At 57.8% G+C, this 20227-nt stretch carries 19 protein-coding genes, 5 tRNA genes and 1 pseudogene; 16 read left to right on the top strand and 9 right to left on the bottom strand.

Annotated features, from left to right (window positions below):
• Window positions 1-6 precede the first annotated feature (6 nt).
• From thiL to BMX75_RS04855, 5 genes are all read left to right on the top strand, one after another.
• The gene (gene thiL, locus BMX75_RS04875; protein WP_092825731.1) at window positions 7-984 is read left to right on the top strand and encodes a thiamine-phosphate kinase; all 978 of its coding nucleotides are present in this window, start codon (window positions 7-9) and stop codon (window positions 982-984) included.
• Entirely contained in the window at window positions 981-1454 is a 474-nt protein-coding gene (locus BMX75_RS04870) for a phosphatidylglycerophosphatase A family protein (protein ID WP_066317950.1), read from the top strand. Before thiL ends, BMX75_RS04870 begins: the two co-directional genes overlap by 4 nt.
• Window positions 1455-1502: 48 nt before the next feature.
• Entirely contained in the window at window positions 1503-2762 is a 1260-nt protein-coding gene (locus BMX75_RS04865; protein WP_092825729.1) for a DUF945 family protein, read from the top strand.
• A gap of 91 nt (window positions 2763-2853) precedes the next feature.
• A complete protein-coding gene (gene lon / locus BMX75_RS04860; RefSeq protein WP_092825727.1) occupies window positions 2854-5298 on the top strand; it encodes an endopeptidase La in 2445 nt (814 codons plus the stop codon).
• Between the two features lie 226 nt (window positions 5299-5524).
• Window positions 5525-7687, top strand: coding sequence for a methyl-accepting chemotaxis protein (locus BMX75_RS04855; protein WP_092825725.1), 2163 nt, complete (start codon window positions 5525-5527; stop codon window positions 7685-7687).
• Between the two features lie 57 nt (window positions 7688-7744).
• Here the strand turns inward: BMX75_RS04855 and msrB are convergent, their stop codons facing one another.
• From msrB to BMX75_RS04830, 5 genes are all read right to left on the bottom strand, one after another.
• Window positions 7745-8143, bottom strand: coding sequence for a peptide-methionine (R)-S-oxide reductase MsrB (msrB, locus tag BMX75_RS04850; protein WP_066317941.1), 399 nt, complete (start codon window positions 8141-8143; stop codon window positions 7745-7747).
• Window positions 8144-8258: 115 nt separating this feature from the next.
• Window positions 8259-9845, bottom strand: coding sequence for a gamma-glutamyltransferase family protein (locus BMX75_RS04845; protein ID WP_092825723.1), 1587 nt, complete (start codon window positions 9843-9845; stop codon window positions 8259-8261).
• Window positions 9846-9875: 30 nt separating this feature from the next.
• Window positions 9876-11201 (bottom strand): TRAP transporter large permease, encoded by a 1326-nt coding sequence (locus BMX75_RS04840; protein WP_092825721.1) that lies wholly within the window; start codon window positions 11199-11201, stop codon window positions 9876-9878.
• 3 nt (window positions 11202-11204) lie between these two features.
• Entirely contained in the window at window positions 11205-11714 is a 510-nt protein-coding gene (locus BMX75_RS04835) for a TRAP transporter small permease subunit (protein WP_092825719.1), read from the bottom strand.
• 1 nt (window position 11715) lies between these two features.
• The gene (locus tag BMX75_RS04830) at window positions 11716-12819 is read right to left on the bottom strand and encodes a TRAP transporter substrate-binding protein (protein WP_092825717.1); all 1104 of its coding nucleotides are present in this window, start codon (window positions 12817-12819) and stop codon (window positions 11716-11718) included.
• A 311-nt stretch (window positions 12820-13130) separates the two neighbouring features.
• Between BMX75_RS04830 and BMX75_RS04825 the strand changes: the two genes are divergently transcribed.
• The 10 genes from BMX75_RS04825 (at window position 13131) to BMX75_RS04780 (ending at window position 17689) form a co-directional block, all read left to right on the top strand.
• Window positions 13131-13206 (top strand) — tRNA-Glu (locus BMX75_RS04825).
• A gap of 24 nt (window positions 13207-13230) precedes the next feature.
• Window positions 13231-13305, top strand: a tRNA-Gly gene (locus tag BMX75_RS04820).
• A gap of 104 nt (window positions 13306-13409) precedes the next feature.
• Window positions 13410-13485, top strand: a tRNA-Glu gene (locus tag BMX75_RS04815).
• 22 nt (window positions 13486-13507) lie between these two features.
• Window positions 13508-13582 (top strand) — tRNA-Gly (locus BMX75_RS04810).
• Window positions 13583-13807: 225 nt separating this feature from the next.
• Window positions 13808-14782, top strand: coding sequence for an ABC transporter ATP-binding protein (locus BMX75_RS04805; protein ID WP_092825715.1), 975 nt, complete (start codon window positions 13808-13810; stop codon window positions 14780-14782).
• Window positions 14779-15552, top strand: a complete 774-nt coding sequence (locus BMX75_RS04800; RefSeq protein WP_066317928.1) for an ABC transporter permease — start codon at window positions 14779-14781, stop codon at window positions 15550-15552. The genes BMX75_RS04805 and BMX75_RS04800 overlap by 4 nt, the downstream gene beginning before the upstream one ends.
• 3 nt (window positions 15553-15555) lie before the next feature.
• Entirely contained in the window at window positions 15556-16389 is an 834-nt protein-coding gene (gene queF / locus BMX75_RS04795) for an NADPH-dependent 7-cyano-7-deazaguanine reductase QueF (protein ID WP_092825713.1), read from the top strand.
• Window positions 16390-16437: 48 nt separating this feature from the next.
• A complete protein-coding gene (locus BMX75_RS04790) occupies window positions 16438-16998 on the top strand; it encodes a nitroreductase family protein (RefSeq protein WP_092825711.1) in 561 nt (186 codons plus the stop codon).
• A gap of 2 nt (window positions 16999-17000) precedes the next feature.
• On the top strand, window positions 17001-17507 hold the full coding sequence (locus BMX75_RS04785) for a YiiD C-terminal domain-containing protein (RefSeq protein ID WP_092825709.1): 507 nt from the start codon (window positions 17001-17003) through the stop codon (window positions 17505-17507).
• 94 nt (window positions 17508-17601) lie between these two features.
• Window positions 17602-17689: transfer RNA gene (locus tag BMX75_RS04780), tRNA-Ser, on the top strand.
• Between the two features lie 137 nt (window positions 17690-17826).
• Here BMX75_RS04780 and BMX75_RS18225 read toward each other — a convergent pair.
• The 4 genes and pseudogenes from BMX75_RS18225 to BMX75_RS04755 form a co-directional block, all read right to left on the bottom strand.
• Window positions 17827-18427 (bottom strand): annotated as a pseudogene (locus BMX75_RS18225) (IS3 family transposase); the annotation flags it as partial.
• Window positions 18421-18621: a hypothetical protein gene (locus tag BMX75_RS04765; RefSeq protein ID WP_139197146.1), complete on the bottom strand. Its 201-nt coding sequence runs from the start codon at window positions 18619-18621 to the stop codon at window positions 18421-18423. The pseudogene BMX75_RS18225 and the gene BMX75_RS04765, both read right to left, overlap by 7 nt.
• A 169-nt stretch (window positions 18622-18790) precedes the next feature.
• Window positions 18791-19135 (bottom strand): hypothetical protein, encoded by a 345-nt coding sequence (locus BMX75_RS04760; RefSeq protein WP_092825976.1) that lies wholly within the window; start codon window positions 19133-19135, stop codon window positions 18791-18793.
• Window positions 19136-19165: 30 nt separating this feature from the next.
• Complete coding sequence (locus BMX75_RS04755) at window positions 19166-19369, bottom strand: DUF2933 domain-containing protein (protein ID WP_092825701.1); 204 nt, start codon at window positions 19367-19369, stop codon at window positions 19166-19168.
• A gap of 347 nt (window positions 19370-19716) precedes the next feature.
• Between BMX75_RS04755 and BMX75_RS04750 the strand changes: the two genes are divergently transcribed.
• Window positions 19717-20223 carry a Spy/CpxP family protein refolding chaperone gene (locus tag BMX75_RS04750; RefSeq protein ID WP_092825699.1) on the top strand — a complete coding sequence of 169 codons (507 nt, stop codon included), beginning with the start codon at window positions 19717-19719 and terminating at the stop codon, window positions 20221-20223.
• Window positions 20224-20227: the final 4 nt, after the last annotated feature.

The following is a 20227-nucleotide window of genomic DNA, read 5'->3' as shown; positions in this document are numbered from 1 at the left end:
GCCTTTGTGCTTGCCGAATTTGATCTGATTCGACGTTATTTCACGTTGCCGACCCATGACGTCCACCAGCAGGGTGTGGCGCTTGGGATCGGCGATGACGCTGCCTTGCTTAACCCGCAACCAGGCCGCCAGCTTGTGGTGAGCGTGGATACGTCGGTGGTGGACGTTCACTTCCCCGGCGACGCGCCCGCTGAGGCCATCGGGCACCGTGCGCTGGCCGTGGCCCTGAGTGACCTGGCCGCCATGGGGGCGACGTCACGCTGGTGCGTGATGGCGCTGACACTTGATCAGTCGCAATTTGCTGACGATAACGCTGCCGATGCCTGGCTCTCGGGCTATGCGCGGGGGTTTGCCACACTGGCCGGTCGGCACGCCACAACGCTGGTGGGTGGCGACGTCACGTCGGGCCTGCTTTCTATCGCCGTGACCGTCATGGGGGACGTGCCCAATGCCACGGCGCTGACGCGTAGCGGTGCCCGACCTGGCGATGTGATTGCGGTGACCGGCGCCCTGGGTGGGGGAGCTGGCGGTTTGGCGCTGTGGCAACAGGGGGAACGCGACAGCGCACACCCGCTGCTTGAGCGCTATTTATGGCCCACGCCGCGCTTGGCCGCAGGCGAAGCGCTGCGCGAGTGGGCGACTGCGGCGATCGATATTTCAGACGGACTGTTAGCTGACCTGGGCCATCTGCGCGAGGCGTCTGGCGTAGGGGCAAGGTTATCGCTGGAGGCATTGCCCCTGGCTGAAGGCCTGGAACAGGCCCTGGGTCCAGAAGCGGCTCGCCAGGCCACATTGACCGGCGGCGACGACTATGAGCTATTGGTGACGTTGCCTTCGGCTCATGTCGAAAAAGCGCGCCAGCAGCTGGCAATGTCAGGCGTTCCGCTCCACGTGATTGGTGAGTGCAGCGACATCCCAGGCGTGCATGGACTTTCCGTCCAGCGCTATCACGGCTGGCAGCATTTCAAGGGAGAGACGCCATGAATCATGCCCCTGGGAGCGTTTGGCGTCGGCCCACGCATTTTTTTGCCTTCGGGCTTGGCAGCGGTGCCGTGCCCTTTGCGCCGGGTACGTTTGGCACGCTGGCGGCGATTCCTTTTTATTGGTTAATGGCCGATTTATCGCTAGGCTGGTACGCAAGTATCGTTTTTGTCGCCTTTGTGGTTGGCGTATGGCTATGTGATAGAACGTCCCACGATTTGGGCGTGCATGATCACTCCGGGATCGTTTGGGATGAATTTGTCGGCTACTGGATCACCATGGCGGCGGTGCCGTTTTCATGGGAGTCCGCACTGTGGGGCTTTGTGGTGTTCCGCATTTTCGATGTGTTCAAACCTTGGCCCATCCGCTGGGCGGACCGACGGGTGGCCGGCGGGTTTGGCATCATGATCGATGATGTGATGGCAGGGATCTACGCCTGGAGCATAATGCATCTGTGGTTTTGGTTGCATTGACCGTTTAATAGCGCTGCCCGTTGGCGCGTTTGGCTCAAGGGAGATGCCATGCGCAAGGAACGTTTGATTGTCCCCGTTCTGGCGATCATAGCCGTGCTGTGGGTAGCGGCACAGCTGCTTTCCAGCGTGTTGTTCGAGCGCAGTCTGCGTCAGGCGCTGGATGACCTGGCCGCCCGGGGCGAGTGGCGGGTGACGCGTACCGAAAGCGAACAGGGTTGGTTAAGTTCGCAGGGTCGGTTGATTCTTTCGCCGTTGCTCGGGCGGCCCTGGCGTCTGGAGCTTAACTATACCGCCCGCCACGGTATTTTAAGCACCGACGTGGAAGGTACGCTTTTACCCCGCCTCGATACCGTCCTCCAGCAAGCGCTGGGTGAAGTCTCTGCGCCTTCCGTGCCGCGTTGGCAGGGCACCTACCACACCTTGAGCGGGCACAGCGAGCTGCGTCTGGCGCTTGCTCCCTTCGTTATCCAGCAAAACGGCAGAGAGTTAACGGTGCGCGGTGGCCGGCTGCGCTTAGAGGGGGTTTACGGCGATTGGCGACTGCGGGCGATGATGGATCAACTGACGATTACCGATGGCCCGGCGGAGCTGCGTATCGGGCCTTCGGCGTTGGAGAGCCGTTACACCTACACCGAGGATGCCTATCACTTTACCCAGTCCGATTCCCTGCATATCGATAACGTGGCGCTGACTTACCCCGCCGCCTTTGATGTACATATGGCGCCGATTGACCTCAGCAGCCGGATGATGCTTGACGAGCAGGAGTTGCGCCTGAAAGGCGAACTGCGCATCGGTGAGGTCCGTGTGCCTTCCGAAGCGCCGGACACGCCGTTACTGCAAAACGCCCATACGGTGATGGAGCTTTCGCGGATCAATGCCGATGCGGTACGCGATACCATTCGCCAACTGCGCCAGGAGGCCGCCTGGGGAGATGCCCGCTTACCCTTGGCGGAGGGAACCCTGACACGTCTGCAGCCCGATTTGCGTCAGCTGTTAAGCGATTCACCGCGGCTGGATGTCGCGACCATCGCTGCCGACAGCCCGCTGCTGGGAATTCGGCTGGATGCCGATGGCGCCCTGTTCTTTGATAACCGTCAACTCGATGAACTGGACATCACCAAGCTGGGTGAGCCTGAAGAGCAGGCGCGCTGGCGGGAACGTATCGACGGGGACTTTACCTGGCACGATGCGCCGACCGTCGCAGCCCTCTGGCTGGGGCTGCCGTTGGGTACCCAGGAGCTGGCCTTCGACGTGGTGCGTGGCCAGTGGCGCGTCAATGGTCGTCCCATGCCTGATCTATGGCCCTGACCGTCAACGGTTGAAGTTTGTCTGATGTGCCCGCATTTCCTTCACAAAGCCGAGCGGCAATCGCCACTGGCAGGTGTTGATTGGAGGGTGCATGAGCGACCAGGAATTCGACCGAGACGACCAATTTTACGTGCAGGACGACAGCGACCCGACTTCGCAGGGTGAGGAAGACCAATTCCGATCAGATGGTGAGCGTGTCAGCTCAATGGTGCCCGCCAGTGACATGCTACCCGAACGTATCTACCTGTTACCGATCCATAATCGGCCCTTCTTTCCCGCCCAGGTGCAGCCGTTGGTCATCAACCGTGAGCGCTGGGAAGAAACCATGCGCCGGGTGGGCAATACCCCGCACCAGACCGTGGGGGTTGCCTATGTGGGCGAGCAGGGGATCGACGACCTGGATAGCGAAGGCTTTCCGACCATTGGCACGGCGGTCAAAGTCCACAAGATGAAGGGTGAGGATCAGCAGATCCAGTTTATTGCCCGAGGGGTGCAGCGCTTCAAGATCCAGCGGTGGCTTTCCAGCACACCGCCTTACCTGGTTGAGGTGAGCTACCCGAAAGAGCCGGTGGATGCAGAAAATGAAGAAACCCGCGCCTATGCGATGGCGATTATTAATGGGATCAAGGAATTACTGCCCATTAATCCACTCTACGGTGAAGAGCTCAAACACTACCTGAACCGCTTCAGTCCGCACCAGCCAGGCCCGCTGACTGATTTTGCCGCGGCGATCACGTCGGCCAAGGGACCGGAGCTTCAGGATGTGCTGTCGACGCTGGATGTTGCCGAGCGGATGCAGAAGGTACTGCCGCTGCTGCGCAAGGAAATCGACGTTGCCCAGCTGCAAAGCGAAATCAGCGAGCAGGTCAACGCGCAGATGCAGGAGCGCCAGCGTGAGTTCTTCCTGCGCGAGCAGTTGAAGGTCATTCAGCGCGAGCTGGGCATTTCCAAGGACGACCGCGAAAACGATGTGGATACCTTCCGCGCCCGCCTGGAGTCACTGGTGGTGCCCGAGCGGGTCCAGTCGCGGATTGACGATGAGCTGGACAAGCTCAGCGTACTGGAAACCGGTTCGCCTGAGTACGGCACCACGCGCAATTATCTGGACTGGCTGACGTCGCTGCCTTGGGGCGTGACCAGCCCGGATCAATTGGATCTGAATCATGCCCGGCAAGTCCTGGACCGTGATCACGACGGCTTGAAAGACGTCAAGGAACGGATTGTCGAATTTCTCGCCGAAGGGTCCTTCAAGGGTGATGTTGGCGGCTCGATCCTGCTGCTGGTAGGCCCGCCCGGCGTGGGTAAAACCTCTGTCGGCCGTTCGATTGCCGAGGCGCTGGGGCGTCAGTTCTATCGCTTTTCTGTCGGCGGCATGCGCGATGAAGCCGAGATCAAGGGGCACCGGCGTACCTATGTCGGCGCGATGCCTGGCAAGCTGATTCAGGCGTTCAAGGAAGTCGAAGTCGAGAATCCGGTGATCATGCTGGATGAAATCGACAAGCTGGGTCAGTCCTTCCAGGGGGATCCGGCATCGGCACTGCTCGAGGTGCTCGACCCGGAGCAGAACGTCGATTTCCTCGACCACTATCTGGATGTCCGCATGGACCTCTCCAAGGTGTTGTTTGTGTGTACGGCCAACACCCTGGATTCCATACCCAGTGCGCTTTTGGACCGCATGGAGCAAATTCGCCTGTCGGGCTACATCGCCGAGGAAAAGCTGGCCATTGCCAAGCACCATCTATGGCCCAAGCTGCTCAAGCGCGACAACCTGCCCAAGAAGCGTATTCAGCTCAGTGACGCCGCGCTCAAGCAAGTGATTGAGGGCTACGCCCGGGAAGCAGGGGTGCGTCAGTTGGAGAAACAGCTGCACCGCATCGTGCGTAAGGCGGCTGTCAAGCTGCTGGAAGACGACATTGAGACCGTCAAGGTGTCGGTGAAGAACCTTGAAGAATTCCTGGGCGCGCCCATCTTCCGCAAGGAAAAAGTCCTGAAAGGCGAGGGCGTGGTGACCGGGCTTGCCTGGACAGCGATGGGCGGCGCCACCTTGCCCATTGAGGCGGGCAAGGTTCATTCACTGGATCGCGGCTTCAAGCTTACCGGCAAACTTGGCGATGTCATGCAGGAGTCGGCCAATATCGCCTACAGCTATACGCTTGGCCATCTGCAGGAATACGGTGCCGATAGCGACTTTTTCGACTCTGCCTTTGTGCACTTGCATGTGCCGGAGGGCGCCACGCCCAAGGATGGCCCCTCGGCGGGGGTCAGCATGACGACGGCGCTGCTGTCACTGGCGAGGCATCAGGCCATAGACCGGCCGCTGGCCATGACGGGGGAATTGACACTCACCGGCCAGGTGCTGCCCGTGGGCGGGATTCGCGAAAAAGTGATTGCGGCGCGCCGCAGTGACATCTTTGAAGTCATCCTGCCAGAAGCAAACCGGCGTGATTATGAAGAGCTGCCCGATTACCTCAGAGAAGGCATGACGGTGCATTTTGCCAATCGGTATCGTGACGTGGCCAAGGTCGTGTTCAAATAGCTAATTAAGCGAATGCATAATTGACTTGCTTAATTGATGATACGGCTATCGATAATCATCGTTAAATTAGTCTCTCTGGCAATTAACGTTTAGCCTTGTATAACCTTTTAAACGCTATCCCTTCGGGTAGCGTTTTTTTCTTTGTAGATCACTATTTAGTTTTTACGCTCAAGGTCGATATCAGTAAAAGCTTTTCAAAAAAAATACATTCTTCACAGGGATCACTATGCGCAACAACCAACCCGTCACGCAGCAAGAATACCCATTAACCGAAGAGACCGTGCTGATATCGCGCTCGGATTTGAAAGGCAACGTGACCTATGCGAACCCGACGTTTGTTGAAGTGAGCGGTTACTCCCGCGATGAGTTGATTGGCGCGCCGCATAATCTAATCCGACACCCGGATATGCCCGAAGCGGCCTTTGCGGATTTATGGAAAACCCTGAAGTCAGGCACTACCTGGCAGGGGCTGGTCAAGAACCGCCGTAAAAATGGTGATCATTACTGGGTGCATGCCACGCTTGCCCCGCTGCGCGACGGTGACCGTATCGTGGGCTACACCTCGGTACGCCGAAAAGCCAGTCCCAAGGCCGTGGCCAAGGCGGAAAAGGTCTACGCCGAGATGCGTGAGAAGGGCAAATCCAGGCATTACACCCTGGTACGCGGTGCGATTCGACGCAAGGGGCTGACGGGCATCATCTCGCGTTTCAAGTTTACGAGCCTGCGCGCAAAATTGATTGGTATGGTGTTGGCCGCCGTGCTGCTGCTTGGGGTTGCGGGCGGGTTAGGTATCTACGGGTTGATGGCGTCCGGCGAGCGTCTGACGACGCTTAGCCGCTCTGGACTGGACAACGTGGCCAGTTTGCAGCATATCGAACAAACCGTGGGTCAGGTGCTTGAGCAGTTGGAGCCTGCCGTACGCAATCCGCGCAGCGTCGAGGCCGACGAGCTGTCCGAGGCCCTGGCGGTTCGACTGGATAACTTGCAGGCCCGCTGGGAAGATTATCAGGCTCATGAAGATGCCAGCCAAGCACTGGCGTCCTTTGGCAGCGCGCTGGACAACTGGAGCGGCGGCGTGGAGCAGGCGACAACGGCGCTTGTCGATGGCAACGGCTTCGGCGCTTATGAGGCGTTGAACGATGTTGTGCTTCCAAACGCGCGCACCCTGCGCGAGCAGGCCAGCCAGTTGGTGGAAAATGAGCGCACAACCGCTGCGGACATGTTGGCAGAAGCGGAGCAAGGCCGCCAACAGATGCTGGTTGCCCAACTGGTGCTAGTGGGCTTGGGCGCGCTGATCATGATCGGCTTGAGCGTACTGATCCTGAAATCGATCATGCGCAGCCTGGCCGGCGCACGTTATGTGACCTTCCAGATTGCTGCCGGTAACCTGGCGGCCAGGGAGCGTCGCCAAACCGGTGATGAGCTGGGCGAGCTACTGTACTCCCTCGACACGATGCGTTTCAGCCTGTCGGGTATCGTGGGCGACGTTGAAAACCGTGTCTCGGTGGTTACCCCGGCCATTCAGCAGATCGCCGCCGAAAACGAGGAACTGGCCTCGCGTACCGAGCAGCAGGCATCGTCGCTGCAGGAGACGGCTTCCAGCATGGAAGAGATGACCTCGACCGTGCAGCAGAACACCGATAACGCCCGTCAGGCGAGCGAGCTGGCGGTTCAGAACGCGAAGAGCACCCAGGAAACCGGCGAGCAGATGCAGCAACTGGTGGAGCGCATGCAGCGGATCGCCCAAAGCGCTGAAAAAATGACCGAGATGATCAGTGTGATCGACGGCATTGCCTTCCAGACCAATATCCTTGCCCTTAACGCCTCGGTTGAGGCAGCCCGGGCGGGGGAGCACGGCCGCGGATTCGCGGTGGTGGCCAGCGAAGTGCGCAATCTGGCCGGCCGCAGTGCCGAGGCGGCTCAGGAAATTCGCCGCATGATCGACAGCACCACCCAGGAAGTCACCGGTGGTCGCAGTGCTGTCGAGGTGGCGGAGAAGGCCATTGATTCGGTCATGCGCCAGGCCAGCAAAGTAAGCGAACTGATGGAGTCGATCAGCACGGCGTCCAGTGAGCAGAGTAGCGGCATCGGCCAGATCAACTCGGCGATTGCTGAGATGGACGATGTGACGCAACAAAATGCCACCAAGGTTCAGTCGATCGCCGCATCGGCGGATAACCTGTCTCTGGAAGCTTTCGAATTGGCTAACGTGGTGGATGCGTTCCGCCTGGAAGGGGCTCAGGAAGAGAGCACTAAAATAGCGCGCGCGCACCTGGAAAGAATGAATCAAGCGACGGCAAAAACCACCAAGTCACTGCCCAACCACTCTGCCACGACAAAAGGGCGCGAGGCGGAAAGTGACACCGCTGATCAGTGGGATGAGTTTTAACGCTGGGATGCGTCCAGATAATTGCGCCCGCCACTTGGCGGGCGCAATGGGTTTAGCTCATTCGTCGGGGTGGAACTCAAGCGCTACCGAGTTGATGCAGTAACGCAACCCGGTGCTTTGGGGAGGGCCGTCAGGGAAAACATGACCCAGGTGGGCATCGCAGTGGGAACACACCACTTCGGTGCGCACCATGCCATGTGACGCGTCCTGATGCTCTTCGACGCAGCGGTTGCCAAGCGGGCGGTCAAAGCTTGGCCAGCCACAGCCCGCATCAAACTTGTGTTCGTTCTCGAACAGAGGGGCATGGCAGCAAACGCAATGGTAGATACCCTGCACTTCTCTGACCTGGTAGTCCCCGGTAAACGGCCGCTCGGTGCCTTTTTCGCGGGTAACACGGTACTGTTCCGGCGTGAGTTGCTCTTGCCATTGATCCGGGGATTTTTCGATTTTTGCCATGGGGGTCTCCTCTCCCGCTTCCTGACTCAGGCTAGCGTATCACTACTTGAATGACAGTACGTTGCCTGCCTGAGTTCAGGATGCGCAATATCCCGCAAAATCGCCAGCCATACCATCAAACGCTGGCTGCCCCTCCGTTACTACGCGGGTCGTGAGCGCTTTCAATCAGCCCGCCTGGGTGATGAACGATACCCCCCGCATGGCCCATGGTGTCGCTAAACGGTTCGTCGAGCATTTCGACGTCGTGCCCAGCCGCCTTGAGCGCTGCCACCAGTTTGGCGTCAAAACGATCCTCGAGTTTTAAATTCATGCTCGCTTCGCCCCAGGTGCGGCCCAGGAGCCAGCGGGGTGCGGTAACCGCCTGCTGCAACGGCATGTGATGAAACGCGTAGCGTGAAAAGACCGCGGCTTGTGTTTGCGGCTGACCCTCACCGCCCATGGTGCCGTAGACCATGGTGCGGCCATCGTTAAATCGGGCCAGCGCCGGGTTAAGCGTATGGAAAGGCTTGCGCCCCGGGGCCAGTCCCCGCAGCGCTTCGGGGTCAAGCGAGAAGCTGATGCCGCGGTTCTGCCACAGCACGCCGCTTTCCGGCAGCACCACGCCACTGCCGAACTCCCAATAGATGCTTTGGATGAAGCTGACCGCGCGACCTTCGCTATCCACCGTGCCCATCCAGATGGTATCGCCTGGTGCCGGTTCGTGGGGCCAGGGGAGCGCTTTGGATGCGTCGATCTGGGCAGCCTCAGCGGCAATGCGTTCGTCGCTGAGTAATCCTTGAAGCGAGCTGGGAACCCGTGCCGGGTCGGTCACGTATTGGTCACGCAGCATGAAAGCGCGCTTGGTGGCTTCAATCAGGCCATGCAGGTGATCGAAACCATTGGGCTCGGCGGCTTGAATACGCTCGTAAATGGCAAGGATCATCAGCGACGCCACTCCTTGAGTGGGAGCGGGCAGATTGTACAGGGTGGCATCGGCGAGGCTGACTTCCAGAGGCGTCACGCGTTGAGCACGATAGTCCTGAAAGTCTTTCAGTCTCAGGGGGCTGCCCAACGCTTCCAGGTCGGCTGCCATACTCTGGGCCAACTCGCCGCGATAAAAATCATCCAGCCCTGCCGTGGCGAGTCGTTCCAGCGTTGCGGCTAAACGTGGCTGGCGCAGCCGGTCGCCTTCACGGGGCACTTGGCCATCGACCAGAAGCGCCTCGCTGAACCCGGGGCTTTGCGATAGGCGCTCGAGGTGCTTGGCGGTCAGCGTTTCCTGGCTCTTGGAAACCGCGACGCCTTTTTGTGCATGACCAATGGCATCGGCCAGCAGGGTTGTCAGCGGTAGAGACTTGCCCCAGTCGGCGGCAACCGTGAGCGCTTCCTGCCAGCCGCTTACCGTCCCGCCCATGGTGAGGGCCGCTTTGGGGCCGCGCTCGGGAATCTGTGTGCCACCGGCATAGAAATCCGCGTTGGCCAGACCCGCGGCTGGGCCGCAGGCATCAATGGCCACTGGCGCTTTGCCAGGCTCATGGATTAACCAGAAGCCATCACCGCCAAGGGCGTTCATGTGCGGATAGACCACGGCGATAGTGGCAGCGGCCGCGACCATGGCTTCTATGGCGTTGCCGCCCTGCTTGAGTATATCCCGCCCGGCGCTGGCGGCGAGGTGGTGCGGCGCGACACAGCTACCGCTGAAGCTACGTTGGGTATGGAGCATAAGCTGTCCTTTTGTTATTGAGCCTGGGGCTTACCAGCCAATGGCGGCGGGTAGCCAGGTGGCGATGCCTGGAAATAGTATCACCATGGCAATGGCGAGAAACTGCAAAGCGATAAAGGGTAGCACGCCGAGGTAGATATCCAGCGTTGTAACGCCCTCCGGGGCGACCCCTTTAAGGAAAAACAGTGACCAGCCGAAGGGCGGCGTCAGAAACGAGGTTTGCAGTACCAGCCCCACAAGAATGCCCAGCCACACCATGTCGACGCCCATCTGGATAAAAAATGGCAAGAACAACGGCAGGGCGATATAGCTGATTTCGATCCACTCGAGAAAGAAGCCGAGCACAAACATCAGCAGCAGCATGAACAGCAGCGCGCCTATCTCACCGCCTGGTACCCATTCGAACATACGTCCCACCAGATGCTCGCCGCCGAGACCGCGAAACGCGAGGCCGAATACCTGCGCGCTGATCAGGATAAAGAACACCATGGATGAGATGATCAGCGTTGCCTTGGCGACTTCGGTCAGAAGGTTAATATTAAGCCGCCCGGAGCTGGCAACAAATACCAGGGCGCCCAGGGCACCCATGGCGGCCGCTTCGGTGGGTGCGGCAATGCCGCCGATGATCGAGCCAAGCACGGCAACGACCAGGCCGACCGGCGGACCTACCACCAGTATGACCTTGCGTAACAATTGTGCCTTGCCCATTTGGGCCCGCTCTTCGGCAGGGATAGGTGGCATTAGGTGGGGTTTCCAGGCAGCGAGTGCCAGAATGGCAATAATGTACACCGCAGCAAGGGTCAAGCCTGGCATCATGGCGGCGGCGAACATGGTGCCCACCGACTCACCCAGGATTTCTGCCAGTAGAATGAGTACCAGGCTGGGCGGAATAATCTGTCCCAGCGTACCCGAGGCGCATATCATCCCGCTGGCAAGCGCTTTGGGATAGCCACGGCGCAGCAGGGTGGGAAGCGTGAGCAGGCCAAGCGTCACGATAGTGGCCCCGACGATGCCCGTGGCCGCGCCGAGCAGCACGCCGACGAAGATGATCGCCACCCCCATGCCGCCCGATATGTTACCGAATAGGTGACCGACCACGTCGATCAGTTCGGCGGCGAGTTTCGACTTTTCGAGCATTACCCCCATGAACACGAAAAGCGGGATGGCCATGAAGGTGTAATTGGTCACCACGCCGTAGATGCGGGACGGCAGCAGGTTGAACAGCATCGGCCCAAAGCCGATAAAACCAAACACAAAGGCGGTTGTCGCGATGCTGATTGCCACTGGGATACCGATCAGCAGCATGATGAAAAAGGCTCCGATCATGCCGATCGCCAGCCATTCATTTAAAGACATAGGTCAGTCACCTTGTGCGGGGAGTGCGAACGCATTGCGCAACGCATGAGCGAGCCCTTGCAGCGCAAGCAGGGTGAAGCCAAAGGGAAGGATCGCTTTCAAAACCCAGCGGTAGGGTAGGCCGCCGGGGTTGGGTGATCCTTCCCCGCGGCCAAAGGATTGCGCGACCCAGGGAAGCGTCAGCCAGGCGATGTATGCGCCCATGATCAGCAGGGCGAGCCCGCCAAACACTTCGATGGTACGCTTTACGAGCACTGGAAAGTGTTCGTAAAAGACGTCGACCCGAACCTGTTCGTCGTTAAGCAGCAGATATGCCATGCCGAACAGGGCAATGGGCGATATCAAGTGCCACTGCAGCTCTTGCAGCCACAGGGCACCGAAGTTGAACAGGTAACGCAGTATTACGTCACCGGAAACCAACGCTACCAGCAGCACACAGGTCCAGGCGGCGATCCGGCCAAATAGCCGGACCAGCGCTTCGATACCCTTAACGAAATTTTCTACCGCTCGCATATCACACTCCGATGATATCGCTTAACCAGGCGCGTTCGCTGGCGCCTGCCCAGCGGTCGTGTTGAGCCTTGAAGGCCATGTAGCTGTCGTGGATTTTGCGCACCGCTGGGTCAGCGTTGGCCTCGGTTTGGAGGGTATCCAGCGTGGCTTCGCGCAGTGCATTGACGATCGGTTCAGGCAGTTGGTTGGCGATAACGCCGTGATTATCGACCAGGTCGGTCATGGCTTCGCCGTTGACGGCTTCCGACCAGGTCAGGCTTTCCAGACAGGCGGCCATGCACGCCGAACGAACAATCATTTGCAGGTCTGCTGGCAGGCTGTCCCAGTGGGATTTGGAAATCAGCAGCTCACCGGTGGTGGAGGGTTCGTGCCAGCCGGTGGTGTAATAGTATTTCGCAGCGTCCTGAAGTCCCATGCGGCGGTCCTGGAATGGGCCGACGAATTCGGCGGCGTCTATCACGCCGCGTTCCAGTGCCGGGAAAATCTCACCGCCCGGCAGCACGCGGGCATCGACGCCAAGGGATGAGTAGACCTTTCCGGCCAGGCCGGGAACGCGCATGCGCAGGCCGTCAAGCTGGCTGATGTCTTCAATCGGTTCGCGGAACCAGCCGGTCATTTGTACGCCGGTATTGTTCAGCGGGAAGGCGACCATGCCATACGGCTCGTAAAGCTCGTGCCAAAGCTCGAGACCGCCGCCGTGGTAAAGCCATGCCATATGGCCCATAAAGCTCATGCCGAACGGCACGGTGGTGAAATACTGGGCGGCAAAGGTCGTGCCCGACCAGAAATAGCTATTGGCCGCGTTCATTTGGATAGTGCCGCTCTGCACCGCTTCAAACCCCTCGAGCGCCGGGATCAGCTCACCCGCCGCAAAGTGTTGAATATTGAGGCGGCCGCCCGACATGGTGTTGATTTTGTCGATGACATCGGTGGGGCTGCCGGGGCCTTCGACATAAAACGGAGAACCTGGCCCGTAGGCATTGGTCATGCGCCAGTTGAAGGTCTCGGACGACTGTGCTCGCGCAATGCTGGGGGCTCCCAATACCAACCCGGCAGTGGAAGAGACAGCGGCAGTGGTAAGAAACTTGCGGCGTGTAAAGGTCATGGGTCACCTCTTGGCGGTCGAGAAATAAAATTTGTTCCACCAAGGTGTTAGCAATCGCCATGCCATAAAATCGATTTTATTTTAAATAAAAGATTTTTACAGCGTTTATCGGCTGTCGCTTACCGTAGCCGTGGCGGTCTGTGCACTCGGATGGCGCGCCGGTTACGCTTTGCGCACCACCTTGAGGCGGTTATGTGCCGACGTTGATGGAAATGACGTTGCCGGTTAGACAAGAGTGGTTGGGCCGGGAATGCTTGACAGTTGAATAAGGGCTGAGTAACATACGCGCCACCTCGACGAGGCATTGCGACGTCCCATTCGTCTAGTGGTCCAGGACACCGCCCTTTCACGGCGGTAACAGGGGTTCGAACCCCCTATGGGACGCCAACTGGTTCGTTGCGGTGTCGGAGTGCGGGAATAGCTCAGTGGTAGAGCATCGCCTTGCCAAGGCGAGGGTCGGGAGTTCGAATCTCCTTTCCCGCTCCAATAGCGTGATTTGCAGTGGTGGATAGGCCCGAGGGTCGGGAGCTGGTGCGCCAGCCCGGTCAAATCTCCTTTACCGCTCCAAACAACATTACGCTTACATCTGTGTCCCATTCGTCTAGTGGTCCAGGACACCGCCCTTTCACGGCGGTAACAGGGGTTCGAACCCCCTATGGGACGCCATCTCGTACTTGTCTTTTGCGTTGCGGGAATAGCTCAGTGGTAGAGCATCGCCTTGCCAAGGCGAGGGTCGGGAGTTCGAATCTCCTTTCCCGCTCCAATATTGTGATTTGCAGTGATGGATAGGCCCGAGGGTCGGGAGCTGGTGCGCCAGCCCGGTCGAACTCTCTTTTCCGCTCCAAGCGCACCCACCTCTATCTTTCTCTTCTCCCGTTGTTTGTTTATCGCCTTCCGGGACAGAACTGTTTGAAAAAATAGTTTGCGCCCTAATATCTAACGTCTACGCATGTGATGACTTCCTTATTTTTGCTGACAGGACATATTTATGGCCGAACCGGCATTGTCGATACGTGGCCTTACCAAGGAGTACGGTAACGGCTTTCAAGCGTTAAAAGGTATTGATCTCGACGTCCAGCAGGGGGATTTTTTTGCGCTCCTGGGCCCCAATGGCGCAGGCAAGTCCACCACCCTTGGCGTGGTCTGTTCGCTGGTGCAGAAGACCCAGGGGCAGGTGTCGGTCTTTGGTATCGATATCGATAAAGACTTCTCCAAGGCGAAATATCAGATTGGCGTGGTACCCCAAGAGTTTAACTTTAACCAGTTCGAAAAAGTGCTCGATATCGTGCTGGCGCAGGCGGGCTACTACGGCATGACGCGTCGTGAGGCGCTGCCTCGCGCCGAGCAGCTGTTGACCGATCTGGGGCTGTGGGACAAGCGCAATGGGAGCGCACGCATGCTGTCCGGCGGCATGAAGCGCCGCCTGATGATTGCGCGCGCCTTGATGCACCGGCCTAAATTGCTGATCCTCGACGAGCCGACCGCGGGCGTGGATATCGAGCTACGCCGGAGCATGTGGGAGTACATGCGCCGCATCAATCGTGACGAAGGCACCACGATCATTTTGACGACGCATTACCTGGAAGAGGCCGAGAGCCTGTGCCGTAATATCGCGATCATTAACCACGGCGAAATCGTCCGTAATACCAGTGTGCGGGAGTTGCTCACCGAACTGAGTCGGGAGACCTTTCTTCTGGACCTTGCTGGCCCTGTCAGCGAGCCCCCCGTGGTGGAGGGCTTTGACATACAGCGGGTGGAAGCCTCGCAGCTATCCTTGGTGATTCATCGCGGCCAGCGACTTAACGATGTGTTTGGTGCATTAACCGAGCAGGGCTTGCAGGTCGTCTCCATGCGCAACCGTGCCAACCGTCTTGAGGAGATGTTCGTGTCGATGGTGGAAGGCAGTCAGAACGCGATCGACCAACGGGCAGAGCAGCCTCAAACACGGGAGGCGCAGGTATGAACGCCAGCCAAACGCTCATCGCCTTGTGGACGCTGGTGCTCAAGGAGATCAAGCGCTTCACGCGGATATGGCCGCAAACCCTGTTGCCGCCCTCTATCACCATGGCCATGTACTTCATTATCTTTGGCAATCTGATCGGCTCGCGTATTGGGGCGATGGACGGCTTCACCTACATGGATTTTATTGTTCCCGGCCTGATCATGATGTCGGTGATCACCAACAGCTATTCCAACGTGGCCTCCAGCTTCTTCTCTAACAAGTTCCAGCGTTCGATCGAGGAGATGATGGTCTCGCCGATGCCTAACTGGGTCATTTTATCCGGTTTCATCTTTGGCGGTATGGCCCGTGGTCTTGGCGTCGGGCTGATCGTGACCATCGTGTCGCTGTTTTTCACTCGCCTTACCGTCGAGCATCCGTTTTTGACCGTGCTGGTGGTGGTGCTGACGTCGGCGCTATTCTCCATCGGTGGTTTTATCAACGCGCTGCTGGCCAATAAATTTGACGACATTTCCATCGTACCGACCTTTATCCTCACGCCGCTGACCTACCTCGGTGGGGTGTTTTACTCGATTTCCATGCTGCCCGACTTCTGGCAGGGCGTGTCGATGCTCAATCCGATTCTGTACATGGTGAATGTTTTCCGCTATGGCTTTCTGGGGGTATCGGATATCCCGGTTGGCTGGGCCTTGGCAGCCGTGCTGGGCTTCATTGTCGTGCTGTTTATCGTCGCGCTTCGCATGTTGGAGCGCGGCAAAGGAATCCGGAGTTAAGTCATGCCGCATCGACCCGAAACGCTGATGGAGGCGCCATTGGGGCGCGAGTCCGCCTATCCGGAAGCGTATGACCCAGACCTTCTGTACCCGATTCCCCGGGCGGCGAACCGAGCCGCCTTGGATATTGATGAAGGCCGTCTGCCGTTTGTAGGCGAGGACGAGTGGCATGCGTTTGAGGTTTCCTGGCTGAACGGGCGCGGCAAACCGGTAGTGGCCGTCGCACGCTTTCGTTTGCCCGCCGATTCACCCAATCTGATCGAGTCGAAATCCTGGAAGCTATACCTCAACAGCTTCAACCAGACCCGCTTTGCCCACCGCGACGATGTGATCGCGAGGCTAACTCAGGATTTAGCAGGTGCCGCGACAGCACCGGTCAGCGTCGAGCTGTTTGATGTGGACGCTGACGCCCTGGCACCTCAACAATTGCCGGGCGAGTGCCTGGATGCCCTTGATATCGAGGTAAGCGATTACACACCCAGCGCTGACCATCTGACGACAGGGGAGCAGGTGGTGGAAGAGACACTGTACTCGCACCTCTTGAAATCCAACTGCCCGGTGACCGGTCAGCCGGATTGGGGCAGCGTGATGATTCGCTACACAGGGCCGAAGATCGAGCGCGAGGGGCTATTGCGCTATTTGATCGGCTATCGCCAGCATCAGGACTTTCACGAGCATTGCGTCGAGCATATTTTTACCGACCTGATGCGGCGCGCCAAACCCAGTGAATTATTGGTGCTGGCGCGCTATGTACGTCGCGGCGGGTTGGATATCAGCCCCTGGCGTGCGACACCGGGACTGGCGCCGCCCAGCCCGTTGCGTCTGGCAAGACAATAAATGATTGCGCTAAAGTAGCGCTCATCTCATTGAATCGATGGAGTCATCATGGACGCACTTACGCTGCTGCACGAACGTAGCTCCATGGGCAAGCTGAACGAGCCAGCGCCCAACGCCGAGCAGCTTGGCGCTATCTACCAGGCTGCGCTGCGTGCCCCCGACCATAAAGAGCTGCGCCCCTGGCGGTTTATCGAATTCAGCGGCGAAGGGCGCGAACGCCTGGGTGAGCTGTTCGCCGAGGCCGAGTTTCAGGAAGACCCGCATGCCGGAGATTCCGTGCTTGACTCGGCGCGCAAAAAACCGCTGCGTGCGCCGATGATCATTGCCGTGATCGCCAAGGTGACGCCGGACATCGCCAAGGTGCCCAAGATGGAGCAGGTAATCTCCGCCGGCTGCGCGGCCCACGGTATTCTGCTGGCGGCTCATGCGCTCGGTTTGGGTGCCATGTGGCGCAGCGGCAAGTACGCCTTCGACCCTGTGGTGCGCAAGGGGTTGGGCCTGGAAGACGACGACGAGGTCGTTGCGTTTATTTATCTGGGCACGCCCGCAGGTCGCCACAAACCGCTTCCTGAGCATCGCGCCGATGACTTTGTCGAACGCTGGAGTTAGCCATGGCCGCCAGTCGTCAAGCAGGCGTGCCCTATCCGCGCTTAGCGTTAACCGAAGGGCCTGATGACCTCGCTGCCTTTCAGCAGTGGTTAAGCGAGGCGATTCCCATGGTGGGGGCACTGGGCATCACACGGATGGATCGCCAGGGTGACACGCTTACCTGGCAGCTGGCGCTGGCGCCCAGCCTGAATGACAAAGGTACCGGTTTTGGCGGTGCGCTCACCGCCCAAGCGACGCTGCTGGGCTGGTGCTGGGTAACGCTATGGCTGCGCGCGCAGGGCAGAGCACAAGATGTGGTCGTCGCCGACGCCAGCCAGCGCTTTCATGCGCCGGTGACGAGCGATTACCACATGATGTGCAGCCCGCAAGACTCCCAGGGCCCGATAAAACTCGCCGACAGGCTTCATGAACGCGGTAGAGGGCGGATTACGCTGGACCAAAAGCTCTATTGCGGTAACACGCTGTGCCTGGAAGCGACCGGTAGCTACGTGGTTCTTCCTGAGGCTTGATCCGAAAACGGCTTGCTATTTGGCAGCTTAGCCCATAGAATACGCGCCGTTCTGTTGGGAAAAGCACCGCTGGTCTCAAAAGAGCAAACAACGCGGAGGAGTGTCCGAGTGGTCGAAGGAGCACGCCTGGAAAGTGTGTAAGTCGAAAGGCTTCGAGGGTTCGAATCCCTCCTCCTCCGCCAAAAACATAGATTAAGCCGCTGATTTCAGCGGCTTTTTTGTTTCCTGCTTATAGCTGACCCACACCTTGGCCCACACTTTCGTATTGGCTTCTACAGAATCACAGTGAACGCCTTTGAACGATTCTCCTTTTTAGACATCGCAAATTTATCGGCTCGTAGTGGATTGTTTCCACTTTCATTGAATGGATGAAGCTTTCCACGCAGGCGTTTTCCCAGCAGTTGCCTTTAAGGCTCATACTTTGACGCAACTGCTGCGTTCGCAGCCGATCCAGGTAGGCGCGTGAACAGTACTGGCTTCCATGGTCACTGTGACAGATCACCCCGATGCGGAAATTACGTCGCCACAGCGCCATTTCCAGCGCATCGCAGACCAGGTAGGTCTGCCGTCATCTTGGTATTCATGGACCAGCCGACGACAGAGCGCGAATACAGGTCAATGATGACGGCTAGATACAGCCAACCTTCAGAGCTCATCAGGTACGTGATGTCACCGGCCCACTTCTGGTTCGGGGCGGTTGCCACAAAGTTCTGCTCCAATAAGTTGGGCGACACAGGCAAGCTATGGTCGCTGTCTGTGGTGACGACGAACTTGCGGGCAGCCTTTGGCACCTACGACTGGCGCCGCATAATGGCACCTATCTTTTTGACATCATATGGGTGACCATCGGTCGCCAGTGTAGCCTGAATGCGTCGAGCCCCATTGAGCTGCTTGCTCTGGCCGAATTCCTCTTTCACGCGACGAGCATCATGTCATGAGATATGACATTGAGTTTGTAGCTGGGTCGTTCGGGTTGCTCGCGTGCATTGCGTCGCTTCAACAGCAAAGAGTTGCTGATCACCGACAGCGAGCTGGTGGTCATGTCGATAACACCAATTATGGGGTGCAACAGGCTGATGGCGGCGGGTTTGTTGGTGCCGGCGATCATCATCACGACGTGGAGGCCCGAGGTCATGCATGACGCGAATGGCTGCTACCAACTCCTGCTTGAGGGTATCAGCCACGGCCACCTGACACAGAGCCTTACCACCGACGGCGATGGTTACCACGTTGCCCCTTTTTTCTAGTACCTACTACAGTACCGATTAACGAAAGACTGCGTTTTAATGACAACTCCAAGGCTCTTTCTTGGCGTTGTCTTTAACGTTCTGGTCGACGAAGCGGTAATACTCTTCCTTGAAGCGGTTCCATCGGTCAGCGCTGACCTCGATCCCATGGCGTATAAGGATCTTTTCGACATCATCAATGCATAGCCGCAGCGCATCGTAAGCGAGACAGATATGCCTGTGTTTTTCGTCGTAGACTACCTTATCTATCCCGTAAAGCTGATCGATATCCGCTATTGCGTCGTCGATGCGCTCACGCTCATGGCGTTGGATTTTTAAATTCCGAGTCACTAATGTGTTTTCGGAAACGCCTAAGCGATGCTCTTGATGTTTCGGTTTCATAATGATCCCCCGCATGATTTAAAGGGTGTTTCACTCCTTATCTGCTTTATCGCCGTGCCCACCGTGATGTCGATGCATAAAAAAATGCATCAATGGACAGGCTGCCAAAAAAAGTAAAGGTAAGGCCTGAAAGAGGTGAAAGCGGTGATCTGTTCCCATCAAGTAACCCACCAAAATGACAAACCCGGCAAGCGGTATCCACATCATCAGCAGACGGCTAGTTTTTTGACTCATAGGCACTCCTATAGCACTTCCGGGGGTAAAGAGGTAACGGTTGTTTGTCGATGGTTATATGCCCACGTTACCCCAAAAATAGCCCGTTAATCTGAATTTAAACTGAAATTACACGCCGTAGTTATCTGAAGTCGCCTAGTTTTTTATAACATATCAACCTGAAACAGATTTCAAAACGGTCGACAAAAATTGACTTGTGACAATATTGAGGTATCGGGTTTGGTTTCTCTTTGACCTGCGGGCTACCTATAGGTTGTAGGCTTATAACGGAAGTTAACTCTGTCTTCTTCCATTTTTATTGGAGTAAGGCGACTTCTCGACCCGCAACACGATGAGAGGAAATTGATATGGCTAAGTATAAGAAGATCGTTGCCATTGCGTTGGCTGCAAGCCTTGGTGCCACAAGCAGCGCCACCTTCGCTCAAGGCATGAACCAAGGCGCCCAAGGTCAGGGCGGAATGATGGGCGGCCAAAGCGGCATGGGTCCTGGCATGATGATGGGAGGCCAAGGTGGCATGATGCCTTGCCCCATGATGGGTGGTATGGGTCCGATGTCCGGCATACTCGACGACGAACAAATGAGCTCGATGCGCGAGATGCGCCAGGAACATCGCTCTACTCAATTGGAGCGGATGGGAGAAATGATGAAACTGAGTGATGACATGATGATAATCATGCAGGCCGAGCGGCCTGATCCGGAGGAAGTAAAAGCGCTGCACGGTCAAATGGCTAACCTACATGGCGACATGATGGCCGATAAAGTGAGCATGCATAATCAGATGCAGGACCTGTTGACCGACGAGCAGCGACAACAGATGAAGGGAAACATGCCAAGCCACCATGGCCAGCAATAAGCCT

Origin of the sequence: Vreelandella subterranea (assembly GCF_900111305.1) — a bacterium.
Classification (GTDB): Bacteria; Pseudomonadota; Gammaproteobacteria; order Pseudomonadales; family Halomonadaceae; genus Vreelandella; species Vreelandella subterranea.
The sequence above is the reverse complement of the archived record's forward strand: the minus strand, read 5'-3'. Positions and strand labels throughout refer to the sequence as shown.

Coding starts and splice junctions, on each gene's coding strand:
- BMX75_RS04835 (WP_092825719.1), bottom strand. CDS start 11,714: ATGCGAGCGGTAGAAAATTTCGTTAAGGGTATCGAAGCGCTGGTCCGG.
- BMX75_RS04865 (WP_092825729.1), top strand. CDS start 1,503: ATGCGCAAGGAACGTTTGATTGTCCCCGTTCTGGCGATCATAGCCGTG.
- BMX75_RS04840 (WP_092825721.1), bottom strand. CDS start 11,201: ATGTCTTTAAATGAATGGCTGGCGATCGGCATGATCGGAGCCTTTTTC.
- BMX75_RS04750 (WP_092825699.1), top strand. CDS start 19,717: ATGGCTAAGTATAAGAAGATCGTTGCCATTGCGTTGGCTGCAAGCCTT.
- msrB (WP_066317941.1), bottom strand. CDS start 8,143: ATGGCAAAAATCGAAAAATCCCCGGATCAATGGCAAGAGCAACTCACG.
- BMX75_RS04790 (WP_092825711.1), top strand. CDS start 16,438: ATGGACGCACTTACGCTGCTGCACGAACGTAGCTCCATGGGCAAGCTG.
- lon (WP_092825727.1), top strand. CDS start 2,854: ATGAGCGACCAGGAATTCGACCGAGACGACCAATTTTACGTGCAGGAC.
- BMX75_RS04830 (WP_092825717.1), bottom strand. CDS start 12,819: ATGACCTTTACACGCCGCAAGTTTCTTACCACTGCCGCTGTCTCTTCC.
- BMX75_RS04845 (WP_092825723.1), bottom strand. CDS start 9,845: ATGCTCCATACCCAACGTAGCTTCAGCGGTAGCTGTGTCGCGCCGCAC.
- BMX75_RS04755 (WP_092825701.1), bottom strand. CDS start 19,369: ATGAGTCAAAAAACTAGCCGTCTGCTGATGATGTGGATACCGCTTGCC.
- BMX75_RS04760 (WP_092825976.1), bottom strand. CDS start 19,135: ATGAAACCGAAACATCAAGAGCATCGCTTAGGCGTTTCCGAAAACACA.
- queF (WP_092825713.1), top strand. CDS start 15,556: ATGCCGCATCGACCCGAAACGCTGATGGAGGCGCCATTGGGGCGCGAG.
- BMX75_RS04785 (WP_092825709.1), top strand. CDS start 17,001: ATGGCCGCCAGTCGTCAAGCAGGCGTGCCCTATCCGCGCTTAGCGTTA.
- BMX75_RS04855 (WP_092825725.1), top strand. CDS start 5,525: ATGCGCAACAACCAACCCGTCACGCAGCAAGAATACCCATTAACCGAA.
- BMX75_RS04800 (WP_066317928.1), top strand. CDS start 14,779: ATGAACGCCAGCCAAACGCTCATCGCCTTGTGGACGCTGGTGCTCAAG.
- BMX75_RS04870 (WP_066317950.1), top strand. CDS start 981: ATGAATCATGCCCCTGGGAGCGTTTGGCGTCGGCCCACGCATTTTTTT.
- BMX75_RS04805 (WP_092825715.1), top strand. CDS start 13,808: ATGGCCGAACCGGCATTGTCGATACGTGGCCTTACCAAGGAGTACGGT.